The sequence below is a fragment of the SAR202 cluster bacterium genome (assembly GCA_016872285.1).
In the GTDB taxonomy this organism is placed as follows: Bacteria; Chloroflexota; Dehalococcoidia; order Lucifugimonadales.
The window spans coordinates 1-16,224 of sequence record VGZZ01000052.1; the positions used below are offsets into that span (position 1 = coordinate 1).

Below are 16,224 nucleotides of genomic sequence, written 5' to 3' on the forward strand. Positions count from 1 at the left end.
TGCTGGCATTGACCGAGGGCCTGTTTATCATCGCATTCCTGGCCTTTGTGGCGATTCGGGCGGCCAACCCCGACTTGTGGCACCCGTATCGAGGCGGCGAGAAGCCTATGGACTTCGCCTACCTGAACGCCATCCTGCGTTCAACATACATGCCGCCTTACGACCCGTGGCTGTCGGGCGGGTACATCAATTACTACTACTGGGGCCTGTTTGTCGTCGCCAACATGACGAAGGCCTTGGGGATGCTGCCGTCGGTGGCGTACAACCTGGCGATACCAATGCTGTTCGCGCTGACGGTGACGGCGGCATTTTCTATTGCCTATAACGTGGCGGTGGGTCTGGGGCGGTATGAGAAGGCGACGGAAGGGAATCCCCACTACTACCCATCCCCGACCCCCCATCCTAACCTTCCCCCTCACGGGGGGAAGGGACCAGAGCGGCCACTTCCCATCTCCCGCTCAAGGGAAAGACTGGATTCCGGCTTTCGCCGGAATGACCCTTCGACTTCGTCCGAGTACGGACTTCGCTCAGGGCAGGCTCCCACCCCGGGAGTATGGGGTTGGGTGAGGGGACCCGTGGGGGCGGGGCTGCTGGCGGCGGTGATGGTGGCGGTGATAGGGAATCTGGACGGCGGGTTCCAGCTGGTGGAGAAGGGGTGGAGCAGCGTGATTCGAGGGGAGGGATTTGGGAACTTCGACTTCTGGCGCAGCAGCCGCATGATACCGGAGCTGCGGGATGTGGAGCCGTCGGCGCTAACCTTCTGGCTCAGCGACAGGGCCAACGCGGACACGTCGCCGCACATCACAGAGTTCCCGTATTTCAGCTTTCTCTTCGCCGACCTTCACGCCCATGTCATCGTCATACCCTTCACGCTGCTGGTGATGGGTATGGGGCTGGCGCTGCTGGCAGGGCTGAGGTGGGAGAGCAGGCGGTGGATGGCGGGTGTGACGGCGATGCTGGCCATAGCTCTGGGAGGGCTGTGGGCTATCAATAGCTGGGACTATCCGGCCTACCTCCTATTAATGCTGGCGCTGATGGCGGTGGGGGCGCACCTGATGGCGGGGCGAGCGGGACATGACGAGCGAGTGCGTACCTTTGTGCTTATCGCGGGGGCCGTCTTGGCCTTGAGCCTGCTGGCCTTCCTGCCCTTCCACCAGAACTACGAGACCTTCGGCAAGCTGGTTAGAGTCTCCAAGTGGCAGACGCCGATGGCCAACTACTGGGGCGTCCACGGCCTGTTCCTGCTCATCCTTATCCCCTTCATGGTCTGGCTAAATCGAAGGCCCCTGGCGGCGGCCGACATAATTCGAAACTTTATAGCGAGCCTGAGCAACCCAAGGTCATACAGCAGAGTAAGGGAGTCAACTCCTCACTTTATCGCTCCTTCTCAGGGTGGGACAAGAACTGAGGGCGCGGTCGCCGCGTCTGCACATGACGAGGCCAGGCCACGCTTTAAACTAAGCTGGGAGCTGTTTGTGGTGCCGGTGGTGGCCCTGATGGTTATTTACATGATGTCGACGGGTTACTGGACGGCAGCCTTCCTGACGACGCTAGTAGGCCTGGGGGCCATGTTTGTGAGGGAGGAGTTCGCCAGGCTGCGGGACGGGTCTGGATACATTCTCTTCCCTGTCATCATCGCCGGCTTCGGGTTCCTGGTGCAGGCGGGCGTCGAGTTTGTGCGGGTGGGCGACGATATTGGGCGCATGAACACGCTGTTCAAGTTTTACCTGGAGGCGTGGGTGTTGATTGGCCTGGCGTCGGCCATAGGGTTATGGTGGCTTTGGCAAAGCGGTAAGTTGTCCATACCAAGGCTGGGTCCAAAAGGAACGTGGCAGGCATGGGGACTGGGGGTGCTGGCGGTGGGGCTGATGGCGGGGCTGGCCTTCTGGACAGCGGTGCGGGTGGACGCAGGCCGGGAGGAGGTAGTCCCGGAGCCGCTGGACGCCCTGAACACCTTTTCGGTGTTCGGCATTATTATCTTCACCACGGCCCTGACGGCGCTGGTCGGGTATCTGACGGCGCCGGGGGTGCGGCGGATTCTGGGTGTGGCGTCCTTCAAGGCGTTATGGCTAACGCTGCTGGCGGTGCTGGCGCTCTCGTCGGTGATATATACAGCCCTGGGCACGCGCGCCCGGCTGGCGGACCGGTTCAATACGGGCGAGGTCACGCTGAACGGCGAGGCATACATGGCGCGGGCGGTCCACCGGGAACTCAACATACCCCTTGAGCTGCGGCACGACTACGACGCCATCCAGTGGCTTCGCCGCAACGCCGAGGGGTCGCCGGTGGTGCTGGAGGCGCACATGGAGCAGTACCGGTGGGGAGGGCGTTTCGCCATCTACACCGGCATGCCGACGGTGCTGGGCTGGCCGTGGCACCAGATACAACAACGGGGGGAGCATTCGCGGGTGGTGTACGACCGGCAGGCCGAAGTGCAGGAGGTCTACAACACCACCGATGCCGCCCGGGCGGAGACCCTGCTATCCAAGTACGACGTGCGGTACGTAGTGGTGGGAGAGCTGGAGCGCATTGTTTACACAGCCCAGGGGCTGGCGAAGTTCGAGGGAATGGCGGCGCGTGGCGTTCTGCGGGAGATTTACCGGAACGAGGGGACGACTATTTACGAGATTTCGAGGTAGTCCGAAAGGGTGAGAAGGGCCGCAATATATTGGCAATGTCCCCGTTTAGCCACCGAATTAGCTACGAATCAGACGCAGCAATTTTTTACCTGTTCCGGGATAGATAGTCCGCGGTTGTTATAACGCCAGATGCTCTCCCCTATATAAAGAGGTAAACGCTCCCGCCGAATGCCGCCCTTATTAGAGAGGCGGCGCTTTAGATAGCCCCAGAAGCTCTTGAGGCTGTTTACATGGCCGCCTTTAGCGTCGGCGAAGCCCGGAGGGGCGTCGACTAGATCGCGGGCGCTGCCTCGAAGGGGAAGACCGGAGTGGGCGCGGAAAGAGTCGGTATAGACCACGGAGCCTTGCTTGACCAGCTTGTGAAGCAGCGGTAGTAGGGTTCCGGCCCTGACGTCCGGCACCGGCGTAGCCCAGACCTGGCCGCCGCGACGCAGGATACCGAGGATGGGCTGCCTGGCGGAGCCTTTGTGCGGTGGTGCGTTCTGAGACTGCTCGCGGCGGCGTCCGGCGCGGCGCTTGCCGCCCAGATAGGTGACATCCACTTCCACATCGCCGGAGAGGGCGGTGGGGATGTCTTTAATCATAGCCTCGCGCACCAGAAGAAGGGACTTGAGGACCTTTTTGCGCTTCAGGCGCGTCTCCCTGGCGACAGTCATGGCAGTGTGGCCGAGGACGAACCATCGCAGGAGGCGGCGCCATTCGGCCACGGTGAGGCCCAGGGGGAGGGGCTTGGGCGTCCATTCGTAGCGGCAGGCGGCGCATCGGAGCTTGTCACGGCGTACCTTCCAGGCCCTGGGGTGGCCGCACCTGGGGCATTTGAGCTTTCGCGACATGGAAGTATGCTATCCCTGGTGGCGGATTTGGGACTTTATCCTTCGAAATAATTCGTATGGGCTAAATGGCGGTACGAAAACTATCCTCGGCGATGAGTGAGCGGACTAATTAAGTTTGTAATTTTGCTGTCAGGAAGGTAGCAAGACTACCTGGAAGGCAGCCAAGAGATTTAACAGAGACCCAATAGGAAGACTGCCTTGGCCCTGGAAGTTACGGGGTAGGGACAAGGAAAAGCGGGTGGACTGTTAAAGGGTAGGCGGCCAAGGACGGACCACTGGGCATTGCCAGCTAGTGGATTCGCCCGTGAAATCTCGCCGGGGGGTGCAGAGGGATGGGAGCAGAAGGCGAAGGCCGAGCTTGCTCAGGGGATAGGTGGGCGCTGACGGCTGGCGGAAGAGGCAGCCGGTCCTGGGCGGCGGGGAGGGGGATGTGGGTGTTTATAGGACTTGGTCATCCAATACAGTCAGTCAACAGATCAGTGCGCTTGTCCCGTGAGATCTCAATCCAGCTTAAACCTGACGGAGAGAAACTAAACGGGCGTTCCAACTCGGGCTGGAGCCGCCCCGTTCTTTCAGTCCAAAGACGGGCTGATGAAGGGCGGGGCGGCTTCCTGGAAGGTGCTTCTCCCGGGCGGGAACCGCCTGAACCTGCCAGGGACGCGGTGGCGGAAGGGATATGCGCCAGGACCATGGGACGGGAAATTTTAAAAAGGGAGTGTGGTGAAAATGGTTAAGCTGGTGGCTTTTGGTGTGGCGAAGTTGTTCGGGAAGCTGCGCGGTGAAGATGCTCAGGACGCCTTTGAGTACCTGTTGATCGTCGGTGGAGTCGGCGTTGCAGTTGTAGCCGCAGTGGTCCTGGCGACGCCAGGCCTAATTGATCCGGTTATCGACGGCACATGCAATGCCATATCCGCCATTCCAGGCTTTGCCGGCATGGAATGCGCTGCCCCCGCGGAATAACAGGAAATGGCGCTCTTGCCCCGGGCCGAAACAGGCGACGGCCCGGGGTAAGGACCAACAATAGACCAAGGGATGGGGTGGGGGGTCATGAGAATAAAGGAAAAGCTGGGACAGAACTCGTTGGAGTACCTGATGGTGGTAGGGGCAATAGCGGTGGTCCTGGCCGGCCTGCTGATCCTGGGATTCTCGACGCTATTGCCGGAGGTCTTGGGATACCTCTGCCCGTCGGTGGACACAGCGTCGGACCCGGCGTCATCCATCGGGAGCTGTCTGGGGGGTTAAAGCATGGCTAAAGGTAGGCATCGAGTAAAGGAGTGGGCGGGGCGCCGCGCCCTTCTGCGGCGCGAGGGAGGGCAGGCGGCCTTTGAGTTCCTCATGGCCCTGCCGTTTTTCATCCTGGTAATCCTGCTGATGGTGGACATGGGGCTTCTTACATATCAATACGTGTCGGTGTCCAACGCAGCCAGGGAAGGGGCGCGGCACGGCGCCGTCAACTGCGGCGGCGCGGCATGCTCGGAAGATGAAGTCAGGACAATGACCCTGGACCGCTCCGGGGGCATTCTGACCGATGCGTCGGAGATAGCGGTGGGCTGGATGGACGCCACCGGCGATGGCGTCAGTTCCGGCCGGGGAGACTCGGTGGTCGTCAGCATCAACCATCCTTATAACTTCTTGTTCTTTCCCGCCAGCATCCCCGTCTACGCCTGCGCTGATATGCGTTTGGAGCAGGCCAACGGAGCGGCGGGACTGCCAGCCGGGTCGGCGTGCTAAGGGTGGAGCATGAATAAGAGGCGTGGACAACTGCGGCGGCTTGGGGAGGGCCAGGAGGGCCAGATAACCTTCCTTATGGCTCTGACGCTGACGGGGGTGTTCATGTTCTTTTCCCTGGGGTTGGACGCCGGCATGTGGTACTTCGACCATAGCAGGGCGCAGAACCAGGTAGACGCGGCGGCGCTGGCGGCGGCGCAGCACCTGCCCGCCCCGGGTAACGATACCAGCGCGGCCACAGCGGCGGCGGACCAGTGGCTGGCAAGGAACAACTCCAGCGCCGACGAACGCGCTTGCCTGGATTATTCGGACCGGAATGGGGACGGGTTTTACGACACGGTCCGCGTCTGCGTAAGGCGGCAGTCCAAGGGGCTGTTCGCCTCTATGTCAGGCGTCGACTTCGCGTGGGTGAGCGCGGACGCAACGGCGGGCCGGGTCAGCGTCGATGGCTCCAGCGTGATGCCGTGGGGCATAGCGCCGCCAGACCCCACCTGCGACAGTGCCGGCGAGGTGTGCCAGAACGATGACAACGCGGACGGCGTGATGGAGGACTGCGGGCTTTATCCTCCCGCGGCGCCAGGGGAGCAAATGTGCCCCTGGGGCCTGGACAACGACAAGCTCTACCCCTTCATGGTCAGCGATCACATATCGCCGGGGAACTTTGGCGCCTTACGAGTGTGCGGCAACGGGGCGTCCAGCTACCGGGACTGCATCAGCGGAGCGGAGGCCAGCGGCCTGTACCGGGAGGGGGATTTGGTAATGGTGGGAACTAAGCCGGGAAGCATGGGGGCGAACACCCACCACGCACTGTCGGACAGGTACGCTGACGAAGGGGCCGACGGTGTTTACGAGTGCGACGTGGAGGCCACCCCTGATTATATGACCGGCCTGGACCCGGACGGAAAGGCGGAGGCGGTGGCTATGTTTGTGGACGGTCAGGGATGCTCCCGCCGCCTGGTAGTGGTCTTGATCATTGACCACTTCCCCAAGGGCGCCAGCGAGGACGTGGTGGTGCTGGGCGTGGCTACCTTCGGCATTGCCAAGTGGGACCGCGACCCTCCCTGGGGCAATGATTCTGGAGGGACCAGCGCATCGGCCTGCGGAGAAGCGGGGACTCAAAGTTATGACTGCGGCATGGTCTGGGGCTATCTGATAGGCGGTGTAACCCCACCGGACTTTCTGCTGGAAATCGGCGACGGATCGCGGAACCCCTTCGCTCCGTCCATGGAAGCGCTGTTGGAGTAAAAGGCTAAGAGGAGGAAGAGTATGGAAAAGACCTGGATTGGAAACCCGCCGAAGGTACGGACAGTGGACCGACGGCTGCTGGTGGCGGCGCCGATAATGGGAGCGCTGGCCGCCGGCCTGATTGTGGCGTATCTCAGGAGCCAGGCGTCGGACGGCACGGCATCGGTCATCATGCGGCATGTGGTAGTGGCGGCGCAGGAGATACAGCCCGGCACAAAGATTACGGCGTCCATGGTGGAGATAAAGAGCCTGCCGGAGACGGCGGTGTCGGCCGGCACGGTAACATCCCTGGACAAGGCGGTGGGGCAGACGCTGAGATACCCCGCGGCCAGAGGCGAGCAGATCAGCAGCCTGCGGCTGGTGGAGCCGCCAAACGCCAAGGCGCTGTCTTTCCAGATCCCCCAGGGCGCCCGCGGGTTCACTATACCTGTAACAGTGAGCCACAGCCCGGCGTCGCTGACGGTGCCGGGGGACTTTGTGGACGTTCTGTTCACCGGGCCCGTGGCAAATCTGGGCCTGATGCCGCCTATTGGAAGGAACGTGGTGTCGGTGAGCGGCATCAGCGGGGTGGTCACGCTGCTGCAGAATATCCAGGTTCTGGCGGTGCAGCGGGCATACGTGGAGAACGGCGCGCCCTACGACAACACGGTGCGTGGCGAGGCGCCGGAAAAGGAGAGCGTCAGCTACGTGACGCTGGCGCTGACCCCGGAACAGTCGGAGTTGCTGTGGAAGGCCGTGTCGGCGAAGGATGGCGAGATAACCTTTGCCCTGCGGGCCTTCGGCGATTCCAAGATAAGTCTTGGCGAGGCTGGCACGGTCCGCTAAGAGCAGGATCATATGCATAGTAAGAAGCCCGAGCAAGTCAAAAGGGAGGGCGTCAATGTCCGATAAGATAAGGATTCTAGTGTGCGATGTGGACCCCGACAGCCGGGTCAGCGCAGGAAGGCGGCCCAGCGCGCGCAGATGGAGATCGCCGGAGAGGTGGGCTACAGGATGGAGGCCGTCACCTTTGCCAAGAGCGCCGGGCCGGACATTATTCTCCTTACGGCGGAGGAGCCGGCGTCCAGGGCGCTGGAGACAGCGGAGGCGCTGACTAACATTCTGCCCGCCACGCCTATAATCATCTGTTCCTCCAACAACAGCCCTGAGGCTGTCCGGCGCGCCCTGGTGCTGGGAGCGCGAGACTACCTTTTGAAACCGCTGCAAGCCGGCCAACTGCTGGAAGCCGTTAAGACGGTGATGGCCCAGGACAAGCAACGCCAGATGCGCCGTGAAGGGCAGCTTCCCGAAACCGAGGTCCGAGGCATGGTAATAACGGTAACAGGGGGCAAGGGCGGCATTGGCAAGAGCGTGACCAGCGTGAACCTTTCCCTGGCTTTGCGTCGGGAGACCGGCAGGTCCGTGGCGATGGTGGATGCGGACACTCATTTCGGCGACGTGGCGACGTTGATGGACCTGACGGACAGGAATAAAAACCTTGGAACCTTGCTGCCCGTGCTGGAGCAGGTGGAGCGGCACAACGTTCACGAGTTTCTGACGCCCCATAGCAGCGGCGTGCGGGTGTTGATTACCCCCACAGACAGGGAAGTGTGGGAGAACTGCAGTCCCGACTCTCTTAAGCGGATCATCAGCCTGCTGGCGCTGACCCACGATTTTGTGGTGGTAGACACCTCAGGCTCCTTCGATAAGCTGGTGCGCGCGTGCATAGAAGTCTCCACGCTGACGCTGATGGTCACCACAGGGGAGGTGTACAGCGTAAGGGACACGGCGGCGGCGGTGCGCCGCCTGGCGGCCTGGGGAGTTGGGCCGGAGCGTTTTAAGGTGTTGCTGAACCGCACGACGCCCCGGGACGGGATCAGGAGAGAGGACCTGAAGGCTGCTATAAACCATGACATTTTCTGGGAGATTCCCTACGACCGTAAGGTGCCAAATTCGGTGCAATTGGGTCAGCCGGTGCTGCTGGAGGCTAACAGGTCCAAGGCCGCGCTCAGCTACACGCTGCTGGCCCACTCCATAGGCGGGAAACAGAGGGCGGCGGAGCGGCGCCGCGGAGTGCCGGTGCTGGGCGGGCTGCTGCAGTGGAGACGGCCGCAAGCCAACAAATTATTAAGCGGAGCGAGCGTGAAATCATGACTCAGTGGCAATCTCTCACAAAGGTTCAAGGCGCTGTTGTCGGAGCAGGCAATGGAGAAACCCCGGCCGCGGACCTCCAGATTGAGGACAGGCTTCACCAGAGGCTGATTCAGGAGATAGACGAGCGAGGCTTGCGGGGTCTGGACAAGGAACGGGCGCGGGAGCAGGTGGAGCGGGCCGCCCGGTCTATGGCAGCCCAGGCCTTCCCGGAACTGGTGGGGGACGCCAAGGAAGAAGTGGTAGCCAATGTGGTGAATGAGGTGACAGGCCTGGGGCCCATTGAGCCGCTGCTTCTGGACTATTCGGTGTCAGAAGTCATGGTCAACGCTCCGGACCAGGTGTATTACGAGCGCGATGGGGTGATACATAAGAGCAGCGTGGCTTTTCGTGACGAAGCCCACATCTACCGGATCGTCGAACGGATTGTGGCGGTCCTGGGCCGGCACGTCGACGAAGGCTCCCCGCTGGTGGACGCCCGTCTCCAGGACGGCTCCCGCGTTAATATCATCATCCCGCCGCTGGCGCCTAGGAGCCCAACCATAACCATTCGAAAGTTCCGCGTAGACCGGTACGCCATGGACGATCTTATAGCCATCGGCACGCTATCGCGGGAGATGGCGGACTTCCTGGGCGGCTGCATCAAGGCGAAGATGAACGTGGTCATATCCGGCGGCTCCGGCTCCGGCAAGACAACCATGCTCAACGCCTTCTCCGCGTTCATTAACAACGGCGAGAGGGTGGTAACGGTGGAAGACCCCATTGAGCTGAGGCTTCAGCAGCAGCACGTGGTGCAGTTGGAGGCCCGCCCGCCGTCCATAGAGGGAAAGGGAGAGATAGGCCAGCGGGACCTGGTGCGCAACGCCCTGCGCATGAGGCCGGACCGCATCATCGTCGGCGAGGTGAGAGGGGCGGAGGCCTTCGACATGATGCAGGCCATGAACACGGGCCACGAAGGCTCTCTGACCACCGTCCACGCCAACTCGCCCAGGGACGCCCTGGCAAGGATAGAGAACATGACCATGATGGCGGGGTTCGATATGCCCGTGCGGGTGGTGCGAGAGCAGATGGCGTCGGCGCTGCACGTGATAGTGCAGCTGTCCAGGCTGGTGGACGGGACTCGCAAAATTGTGCAAGTGACGGAGGTGACAGGACTGGAGGGAAGCGTAGTGACGCTGCAGGACCTCTACATCTACAAGCAGACAGGCATTGAAGGCGGAAAGGCTGTAGGAGAGATGAGGGCCACCGGTCTGCGGCCAAAGTTCACCGAGCGTCTCCAGGCCTACGGCGTGAAGCTGTCCGAGAACATATTTAACACATCGAGGTGGGGATAGTGGACGCAACGCTGTTTCTCATTGGGGCCAACAGCGCGCTGGCAGTAGCCTTGTTGACAGCGCTTCTTTACCAGGGGTTTACGTATCGCAGGCGGGTCCTGGCCGCGCGTTTTGGGCCAGCGCCCGAGGCGGCGGAGGCCAGGACCGGCCCGCTGCTGCGAAAGCGCCGGCCTGAGTCGCCGCTGCTGGTCAGGCTTCTCCCTCTGTCCGCGCCGTCCCAGGATCGGATGGCCCTGGAGCTGGAGCGGGCGGGCTGGCGGGTACGCGCGGGGGAGTACCTGGCGTTTCGGGTAGCCTGCACCGCGGCGTTCATGCTGGCCGGACTGCTTTTGGTGGCCGTCGTAGACGTTAAGCAGTCCGTTTTACGCATCCTGGCGGTGGTTTTCCTATCGATAGCCGGCTGGCTGCTGCCGCGCATTCTGCTGGGCCGCAGCCTTCGTAAGCGCCTGGAGCAGGTAGAGAAGCAGCTGCCCGACGCGATGACTGCCATGGCCAAGTCCCTGAAAGCCGGTGCGGGCCTGTACCAGGCCATAGCTTTTGCGGCCAAGGAAACACCGTCGCCCCTGGGCCCGGAGCTACAGCGGACTCTGCGGGACCTGAACCTGGGCGCCGAGGCGGACGACGCCTTTGAAGCCCTGTCGGAGCGGATTGGAAGTCCGGACCTCAACATAGCGCTGACCGCCATATCCATACAAAGAATGGTGGGCGGCAACCTGTCGGAAATCCTTATGAACGTGACCAACACGGTCCGCGAGCGGGCCAAGATTAAGGCCGAGGTGCGGGTGCTGACGTCCAAGCAAAAGATGATGTCGAACTTAATGGCGCTGCTTCCGGTGGTGGTAGCCCTGGCTTTCATAGCCGTGAATCCAGACATGGGGAGCCTTCTTTTCAACACCACAGCGGGGCAGATTGCCCTGGCCGCCGGCATAACGCTGGAGCTAATAGGCCTTTGGCTGATTCGACGCCTGGCGATTATTGAAGTGTAGCAGGGGAGGACATAATGCTGACAATGATAGCTATGCTGGCTTTCGCGGCGGCTGCGCTGGCGACCATGGCCGTGTTCAGGCGCAAGGATGACATGGTGGCGGTACGTGTCAGGGCCACGACGCAGAGGGAAGCGTCCAGAGAGCGGGAGATGTCCGGCGGGCTGATGCCCAGGGTTGTGACGCCGGCAGGGGGTAAAGCAGGCGCTCTCCTGACCAGGCTGCTGCCGCAAAACATAGTGCGAAGCATTGAAAGGCAGCTGATCATGGCCAACGAGCCTATGTCCCTGCACGCCTTTCTTACCCTATGCGCGGGGATGGCGCTGCTGGCAGGTCTGGTGGTTGTTTACGTGATGTTGTCCAGGCCCGGGATGGCGCCCTTGCAGCTTTTGGGAATGTGCCTGGCCATTGTCCCTGTGCCGGTAATGTCGCCATTCATCATCCTCAGAAGGCGGGTGCGGTCCCGTCAGAAGCGAATTACCCGGGACCTGCCGGACGCCCTGGACTTGCTGGTGACCAGCGTTGAGGCGGGACTTGGCGTGGATGCCGCCTTTGTGGTGGTGACGGAGCGGTTCAAGGGGCCGGTATCCGAGACCTTCTCGCTGTACCTGCGGCAGGTGGGGCTGGGCCGGTCGCGGCGGCAGGCGCTGGCTTATGCGGCGGAGCGGACGGGGGTCCAGGACCTGGTCCGCATATCCACCAGCGTGAGCCAGGCGGAGCAGATGGGCGCCACCCTGGGTGACGTGCTGCGCACCCAGGCGGAGGACCTCAGGGAGGCCAGGAAGCGGCGCGCGCAGGAGGCGGCGCAGAAAGCCCCGGTCCTGATTACCATACCGCTGGTGTTCTGCTTCCTGCCCGCCATGGCGGCGGTGGTGATTGTGCCTTCCATGCTTAAGTTCATCAGCTTCGTCGGCGATCTGGGAGGCGGCTAATGAAGATCACCCGGACTACGGCCTGGTCTCAGATCCAACGCTGGCCTCTGCCGGAGGCGGCGGCCGGGACGGCGCTGCTGGCGGGTTTTTTCGCCGCCACCGCCAAGGACCCGGGGATATATAGGAGCGTCCTGGGGCTGGTGTACCTGGACTTGCTCCTATTCCTGGCGGTGTACGATATCCGGACCCTGCGGGCACCCAACCGCATAGTCTACCCGTCGTTATGCCTGGCGGCGGCGGCGTCCATGACGCTGGGGATGGGGGATGCCGGGGAGGCGCTCCTGGGAGGCGTGGCGGCATTTCTCACCATGTTCGCCATTGCGCTGGCAGGGCGGGGCGCTATGGGTTTTGGGGACGTAAAGGTAGCGGCGTTGTGCGGCATGGCGGTAGGGCTTAAAGGCGTGCTGCCCATGCTGCTGGTGACCTTCATGACCGGCGGCATACTGGCGGCGGTTTTGCTGGCGCTGAGGATTAGAGGGCGCAAGGACGTAGTGGCCTTCACACCCTTCATGGTGGGGGCAACGGCGTTTTGCATGTTTTACCAAGAACTTTACTTATGGGGATAACAATATGCGCAGGGTGGAGGTGTGGGGGCAGTACGGGGTGGTCTGCGTAGCTGAGACGGCGGAGGACATGTGGACTCGAGGCTGGGGCCTGCTGGGAAGGAGGTGGCTGGAGGAGAGGCGAGGGTTGTGGATCAGGCCGTGCAAGTCTGTACACACGTTTTTTATGCGTTTCACCATTGACGTGGTTTACCTGACCAGAGATGGAACGGTGTGCAAGACCAGCACAAGGCTGCGGCCCTTTCGGTTCTCGTCCGGTGGGCGGGAGGCCCACAGCGTGCTGGAGCTGCCGGCGGGAACGCTGGATAAGCTGGACGTGCAGGTGGGGGACAGGCTGTGGATGGAGGTGGTGGAAGGGGCCGGCAACGGAGTGGTCTATGAAGTGGGGTCGGACGAGGGCTAGGGAAGGGGATTGGCGTGGGCCGGCTGCTTCCAATACCCTGGTTGTGCGGAGGGTTTGCCCCTGGTCCTCGACCAGATTAGAGGGACGTCTTTTTCTTCTGAATCAGACGCGCTGGATGAGCATAAGGCCGTCTCGAATGGTGAGCATTACGTTGGTGACGCGGGGATCACGCTGGACGTAGTCGTTGAAGGCGGCGATGGCGCGGTCGCTGTCACGCTGTGGGGAGAGGACGCGTCCACTCCATAGGACGTTGTCGACGGCGATGAGGCCCCTGGGGGCCAGCCGCTGCAGGGCGAGCTCGTAGTAGTTGGTGTAGTTCTCCTTGTCGGCGTCGATGAAGACCAGGTCGAAGGGGCCTTTAACGTCCTTGAGGGTTTGGAGGGCGGGGCCGAGGAGGACCTGAATTTTTTTGCCGTGGGGGCTGCGGCGGAAAAAGCTTTCGGCAACCTGCTTGGCCTTGGGGTCAATGTCGCAGGTGATGACGCTGCCGTCGTCTGGAAGGGCGGCGGCCATCATCTGGGCGGAGAAGCCGGTGAACATACCTATCTCCAGGACTCGTTTGGCGTTGGAGAGCCGAATAAGAAATTGGAGGAGAGTGCCTTCAAGCTGGCCGGAGAGCATCATGGGCGCAGCGACGTTTTTGTAGGTATAGTCCTGAAGCTCTTGGAGGAGGGGAGGAAGGGGCGTGGTATGCTGGGCCGCATAGGCTTCAATGTCGGACGGGACGATGAAGGAGTGAGGCGTGACCATAATGACTCCTTAGCAGCGCTATAAGCCGGACTACAGTGTGGGGGATAGAACTAGGACAATTTCTTTGCGTACTGATAGATGGGCTTATAGGTGATGTTAGTCTTTTCCCTGACGTAAGGCTCCAACTGACGGAAGCCCTTGACCCGGTTGAACTCTGGTGTAGTCTGGGCATAATCGGTCATCTGGTACATGGCCATGTATTTTGGGGCGCCTTTCACCGCGACGTACCGCTCGGCGGAGATATAGCCGGGACACTGCATCAGCTCCGGTAAGTGAATGTTGTTGTACCAGTGGTTGTACTCGCTCTCTTTTTCCGGCACAGGCTCGGAACGGTTGAACCTGAGCAACGACGGCTTGACCCCAAGACCGGCCCGGGCAGGGGCTGGCGCGAAATGGATAGGCTGGTAGACGGCGTTGCTGGCCTTGATGACGACAGGCTGGAACTCTTTCCAACCTCGCGCCTTGCCAAACTCGGGTGTCTCTAGGGCCTTGGCGCTTTCGATGTGATATATAGCGAGATAATTGGCGCCTTCCAGGCCGAGGGCTTCATAGCGGTGGCCGTCGAGGAACCCAGGGCAGTCGACAACTTCGATGACATGGTCGTCGTACCACTTGTTGAACTCTTTGACGGACTCAGGCTTTACCTGGACGAAGACGGTAAAGAGCAAGGGCTTATCTTGGGGCACGGGTTGGTCCTCCTCCGAGTCGGCTATTTCTTGATGTACTCGTAGATGGGCTTGTAGGTGATGTTGATCCGGTTCTTGACGTAAGGTTCCAGGGGTCTCCAGCTGCCGGCTACCCGGTGGAACTCAGGTGTGCTGAAGGTGTAGTCCTTCATGTAGTACATAACCATGTATTTAGGAGCGCCTTTCAAAGCGACGTAGCGCTCGGCGGAAATGTAACCGGGGCATTCTAAAGTCTCAGGCAGATGGATGTTGTTCCACCAATGATTGTATTCGGCCTCTTTCTCGGGTATAGGCTCGGAGCGATTAAACCGAAAGAGGTCAGGCTTGAGACCCTGGGAGACGCGGTAGGGGGTGGGAGAGGAGTAGATGTGCTGGTAGATGGCATTGCTGGCCTGTATAACCGCGGGCTGGAACTCCTTCCAGCCTCGGGCCTTGCCGAACTCGGGCGTATCTAGGGCCTTGGCGCTTTCGATGTGATAGATGGCGAGGTAGTGGGCACCTTCCAGACTGGTGGCCTCGTAGCGATAGCCATCGAGGAAGCCTGGGCAGTCCACCACTTCGATGACGTGTTCGTTATACCACTGGTTAAATTCTTTTACCGACTCGGGCTTTACCTGGACAAGGACTGTGAAGAGCAGGGGCTTGTTCTGAGACATGGGGCACCTCCTGGATTCGTGGGTACTCTAGGACACGACGAAGGAACGGTCAAGGGAGGGAGGATGAAGGGCGCGGAGACCGCGCCCCTACAAGTGTGACGAAGCCGCTGGCCAAGAACTGGCTACTTAGCAATGGGCGGGGTGAGGCTCACGTCTAGGACGCGCTCGCACCATCGGGCGGCGCCGAGGAGTCGGCTTTCGGTAAACGATGCCGAGGCGAACTGGACGCCCAGCGGCAGGCCGGTGGAGGGGCTGAGGCCGGAGGGTATGGTAATGGTGGGGAGGCCGCAGGAGGTCCAGGGGCTCTGGAAAACGGGGTCGCCGGTGGTGGAGAGGTCGCGAGGGGCCGCTGCGGGGGTGGATGGCGTCAGCAGCACGTCCCACTGCCGCGCCAGGGCCTCCATCTCGCGCCGATAGACGCGGCGCAGTCGCTGGGCCTGGAGGTACTGGACGCCGGGGGTGAGGAAGCCCACCTCCATACGCCGTCGAATCTGATGGCTGTACAGGTCGGCTTTGGTGCGGTACTGCTCCTCGTGGTAGGCGGCGTTTTCCACGCAGCCTATGACCCACTGAAAGTGGGGGGATAGGGCGTAACTGGGCGGCGCGGAAACTTCTTCCACTACTGCGCCGGCCTTGGCTAGCTTCTGGGCGGCCTGCCGGGTGTGCTTCTGCACCTCAGCGTTGGCTTGGACCAGGAAGTCGCGGATAAGGCCAATGCGCGGGGGCTTGTCGTATCGTTGCATCTGGTGGAGGTAGTCGGGAACAGGCTCGTCGGCGGAGCCGGCGTCGTTATCGTCGTAGCCAGCCAGGGCTTGCAGCATGATGGCGGCATCGTCAACGCAGTTGACCATGGGGCCAATGGTGTCGAAGGACCAGGCCACTGGTATGACGCCGTAAACGCTGATGCGGCCAAAAGTCGGCTTGAGGCCTACGACGCCGTTGTAGGAGGCGGGGCGCAGGATGGAGCCGCCGGTCTGGGAACCCATGGCGGCGGGGCACATGCGGGCGGCCACGGAGACGGCGGAGCCGCTGCTGGAGCCGCCGGGCGTGTGGGCGAAGTCCCAGGGGTTCAGGGTGGGCGACGGGTCGCCGGCGGCGAACTCGGTGGTGACGGTCTTGCCGAGGACAATGGCGCCGGCGGCTTTGAGTCGGGTGACGGCGGTGGCGTCGTATTCGGGGACGAAGTCGGCGTAAACTTTGGAGCAGGCGGTGGTCTTCATGCCGGCGGTGTAGTAGATGTCCTTGATGCCGATGGGTATGCCGTGGAGAGGCCCACGCGGGCCTTTCTTATCCAGCTCCTTTTCAAAATTTTGCGCCGAGGACAGGACGGCGTCGCGGTCGA

General features: G+C 61.7%; 17 protein-coding genes. 12 read left to right on the forward strand and 5 right to left on the reverse strand.

Annotated elements, in window-relative coordinates; all coding sequences use genetic code 11:
- Positions 1-2,639: hypothetical protein (locus FJ320_11265; protein MBM3926535.1), on the forward strand; the 2,639-nt coding region annotated here is incomplete at its 5' end.
- Between the two features lie 68 nt (positions 2,640-2,707).
- Here FJ320_11265 and FJ320_11270 read toward each other — a convergent pair.
- Complete coding sequence (locus tag FJ320_11270) at positions 2,708-3,472, reverse strand: IS1595 family transposase (protein MBM3926536.1); 765 nt, start codon at positions 3,470-3,472, stop codon at positions 2,708-2,710.
- 726 nt (positions 3,473-4,198) lie between these two features.
- Here FJ320_11270 and FJ320_11275 point away from each other — a divergent pair.
- From FJ320_11275 to FJ320_11325, 11 genes are all read left to right on the forward strand, one after another.
- On the forward strand, positions 4,199-4,432 hold the full coding sequence (locus FJ320_11275; GenBank protein ID MBM3926537.1) for a hypothetical protein: 234 nt from the start codon (positions 4,199-4,201) through the stop codon (positions 4,430-4,432).
- An 87-nt stretch (positions 4,433-4,519) separates the two neighbouring features.
- Complete coding sequence (locus tag FJ320_11280) at positions 4,520-4,714, forward strand: hypothetical protein (GenBank protein ID MBM3926538.1); 195 nt, start codon at positions 4,520-4,522, stop codon at positions 4,712-4,714.
- Positions 4,715-4,717: 3 nt separating this feature from the next.
- Positions 4,718-5,203: a pilus assembly protein gene (locus FJ320_11285; GenBank protein MBM3926539.1), complete on the forward strand. Its 486-nt coding sequence runs from the start codon at positions 4,718-4,720 to the stop codon at positions 5,201-5,203.
- A gap of 9 nt (positions 5,204-5,212) precedes the next feature.
- Positions 5,213-6,445: a hypothetical protein gene (locus tag FJ320_11290; GenBank protein MBM3926540.1), complete on the forward strand. Its 1,233-nt coding sequence runs from the start codon at positions 5,213-5,215 to the stop codon at positions 6,443-6,445.
- A gap of 21 nt (positions 6,446-6,466) precedes the next feature.
- Positions 6,467-7,270 (forward strand): Flp pilus assembly protein CpaB, encoded by an 804-nt coding sequence (gene cpaB / locus FJ320_11295; GenBank protein MBM3926541.1) that lies wholly within the window; start codon positions 6,467-6,469, stop codon positions 7,268-7,270.
- An 81-nt stretch (positions 7,271-7,351) separates the two neighbouring features.
- Positions 7,352-8,578 (forward strand): response regulator, encoded by a 1,227-nt coding sequence (locus FJ320_11300; GenBank protein MBM3926542.1) that lies wholly within the window; start codon positions 7,352-7,354, stop codon positions 8,576-8,578.
- On the forward strand, positions 8,575-9,909 hold the full coding sequence (locus FJ320_11305; protein MBM3926543.1) for a CpaF family protein: 1,335 nt from the start codon (positions 8,575-8,577) through the stop codon (positions 9,907-9,909). The genes FJ320_11300 and FJ320_11305 overlap by 4 nt, the downstream gene beginning before the upstream one ends.
- Complete coding sequence (locus FJ320_11310) at positions 9,909-10,895, forward strand: hypothetical protein (protein MBM3926544.1); 987 nt, start codon at positions 9,909-9,911, stop codon at positions 10,893-10,895. The genes FJ320_11305 and FJ320_11310 overlap by 1 nt, the downstream gene beginning before the upstream one ends.
- Positions 10,896-10,909: 14 nt before the next feature.
- A complete protein-coding gene (locus FJ320_11315) occupies positions 10,910-11,824 on the forward strand; it encodes a type II secretion system F family protein (GenBank protein MBM3926545.1) in 915 nt (304 codons plus the stop codon).
- Positions 11,824-12,390 carry a prepilin peptidase gene (locus FJ320_11320; protein MBM3926546.1) on the forward strand — a complete coding sequence of 189 codons (567 nt, stop codon included), beginning with the start codon at positions 11,824-11,826 and terminating at the stop codon, positions 12,388-12,390. Before FJ320_11315 ends, FJ320_11320 begins: the two co-directional genes overlap by 1 nt.
- A gap of 4 nt (positions 12,391-12,394) precedes the next feature.
- A complete protein-coding gene (locus tag FJ320_11325) occupies positions 12,395-12,790 on the forward strand; it encodes a DUF192 domain-containing protein (GenBank protein ID MBM3926547.1) in 396 nt (131 codons plus the stop codon).
- A 102-nt stretch (positions 12,791-12,892) separates the two neighbouring features.
- Here the strand turns inward: FJ320_11325 and FJ320_11330 are convergent, their stop codons facing one another.
- The 4 genes from FJ320_11330 to FJ320_11345 form a co-directional block, all read right to left on the reverse strand.
- Positions 12,893-13,540 (reverse strand): methyltransferase domain-containing protein, encoded by a 648-nt coding sequence (locus tag FJ320_11330; GenBank protein ID MBM3926548.1) that lies wholly within the window; start codon positions 13,538-13,540, stop codon positions 12,893-12,895.
- A gap of 50 nt (positions 13,541-13,590) precedes the next feature.
- Positions 13,591-14,226: a hypothetical protein gene (locus tag FJ320_11335; protein MBM3926549.1), complete on the reverse strand. Its 636-nt coding sequence runs from the start codon at positions 14,224-14,226 to the stop codon at positions 13,591-13,593.
- Between the two features lie 23 nt (positions 14,227-14,249).
- On the reverse strand, positions 14,250-14,882 hold the full coding sequence (locus FJ320_11340) for a hypothetical protein (protein ID MBM3926550.1): 633 nt from the start codon (positions 14,880-14,882) through the stop codon (positions 14,250-14,252).
- Positions 14,883-15,004: 122 nt separating this feature from the next.
- On the reverse strand, positions 15,005-16,224 hold a 1,220-nt coding region (locus FJ320_11345), incomplete at its 5' end, for an amidase (GenBank protein MBM3926551.1).

Coding starts and splice junctions, on each gene's coding strand:
- FJ320_11315 (MBM3926545.1), top strand. CDS start 10,910: ATGCTGACAATGATAGCTATGCTGGCTTTCGCGGCGGCTGCGCTGGCG.
- FJ320_11270 (MBM3926536.1), bottom strand. CDS start 3,472: ATGTCGCGAAAGCTCAAATGCCCCAGGTGCGGCCACCCCAGGGCCTGG.
- FJ320_11280 (MBM3926538.1), top strand. CDS start 4,520: ATGAGAATAAAGGAAAAGCTGGGACAGAACTCGTTGGAGTACCTGATG.
- FJ320_11340 (MBM3926550.1), bottom strand. CDS start 14,882: ATGTCTCAGAACAAGCCCCTGCTCTTCACAGTCCTTGTCCAGGTAAAG.
- FJ320_11320 (MBM3926546.1), top strand. CDS start 11,824: ATGAAGATCACCCGGACTACGGCCTGGTCTCAGATCCAACGCTGGCCT.
- FJ320_11275 (MBM3926537.1), top strand. CDS start 4,199: ATGGTTAAGCTGGTGGCTTTTGGTGTGGCGAAGTTGTTCGGGAAGCTG.
- FJ320_11290 (MBM3926540.1), top strand. CDS start 5,213: ATGAATAAGAGGCGTGGACAACTGCGGCGGCTTGGGGAGGGCCAGGAG.
- FJ320_11285 (MBM3926539.1), top strand. CDS start 4,718: ATGGCTAAAGGTAGGCATCGAGTAAAGGAGTGGGCGGGGCGCCGCGCC.
- FJ320_11325 (MBM3926547.1), top strand. CDS start 12,395: ATGCGCAGGGTGGAGGTGTGGGGGCAGTACGGGGTGGTCTGCGTAGCT.
- FJ320_11330 (MBM3926548.1), bottom strand. CDS start 13,540: ATGGTCACGCCTCACTCCTTCATCGTCCCGTCCGACATTGAAGCCTAT.
- FJ320_11305 (MBM3926543.1), top strand. CDS start 8,575: ATGACTCAGTGGCAATCTCTCACAAAGGTTCAAGGCGCTGTTGTCGGA.
- cpaB (MBM3926541.1), top strand. CDS start 6,467: ATGGAAAAGACCTGGATTGGAAACCCGCCGAAGGTACGGACAGTGGAC.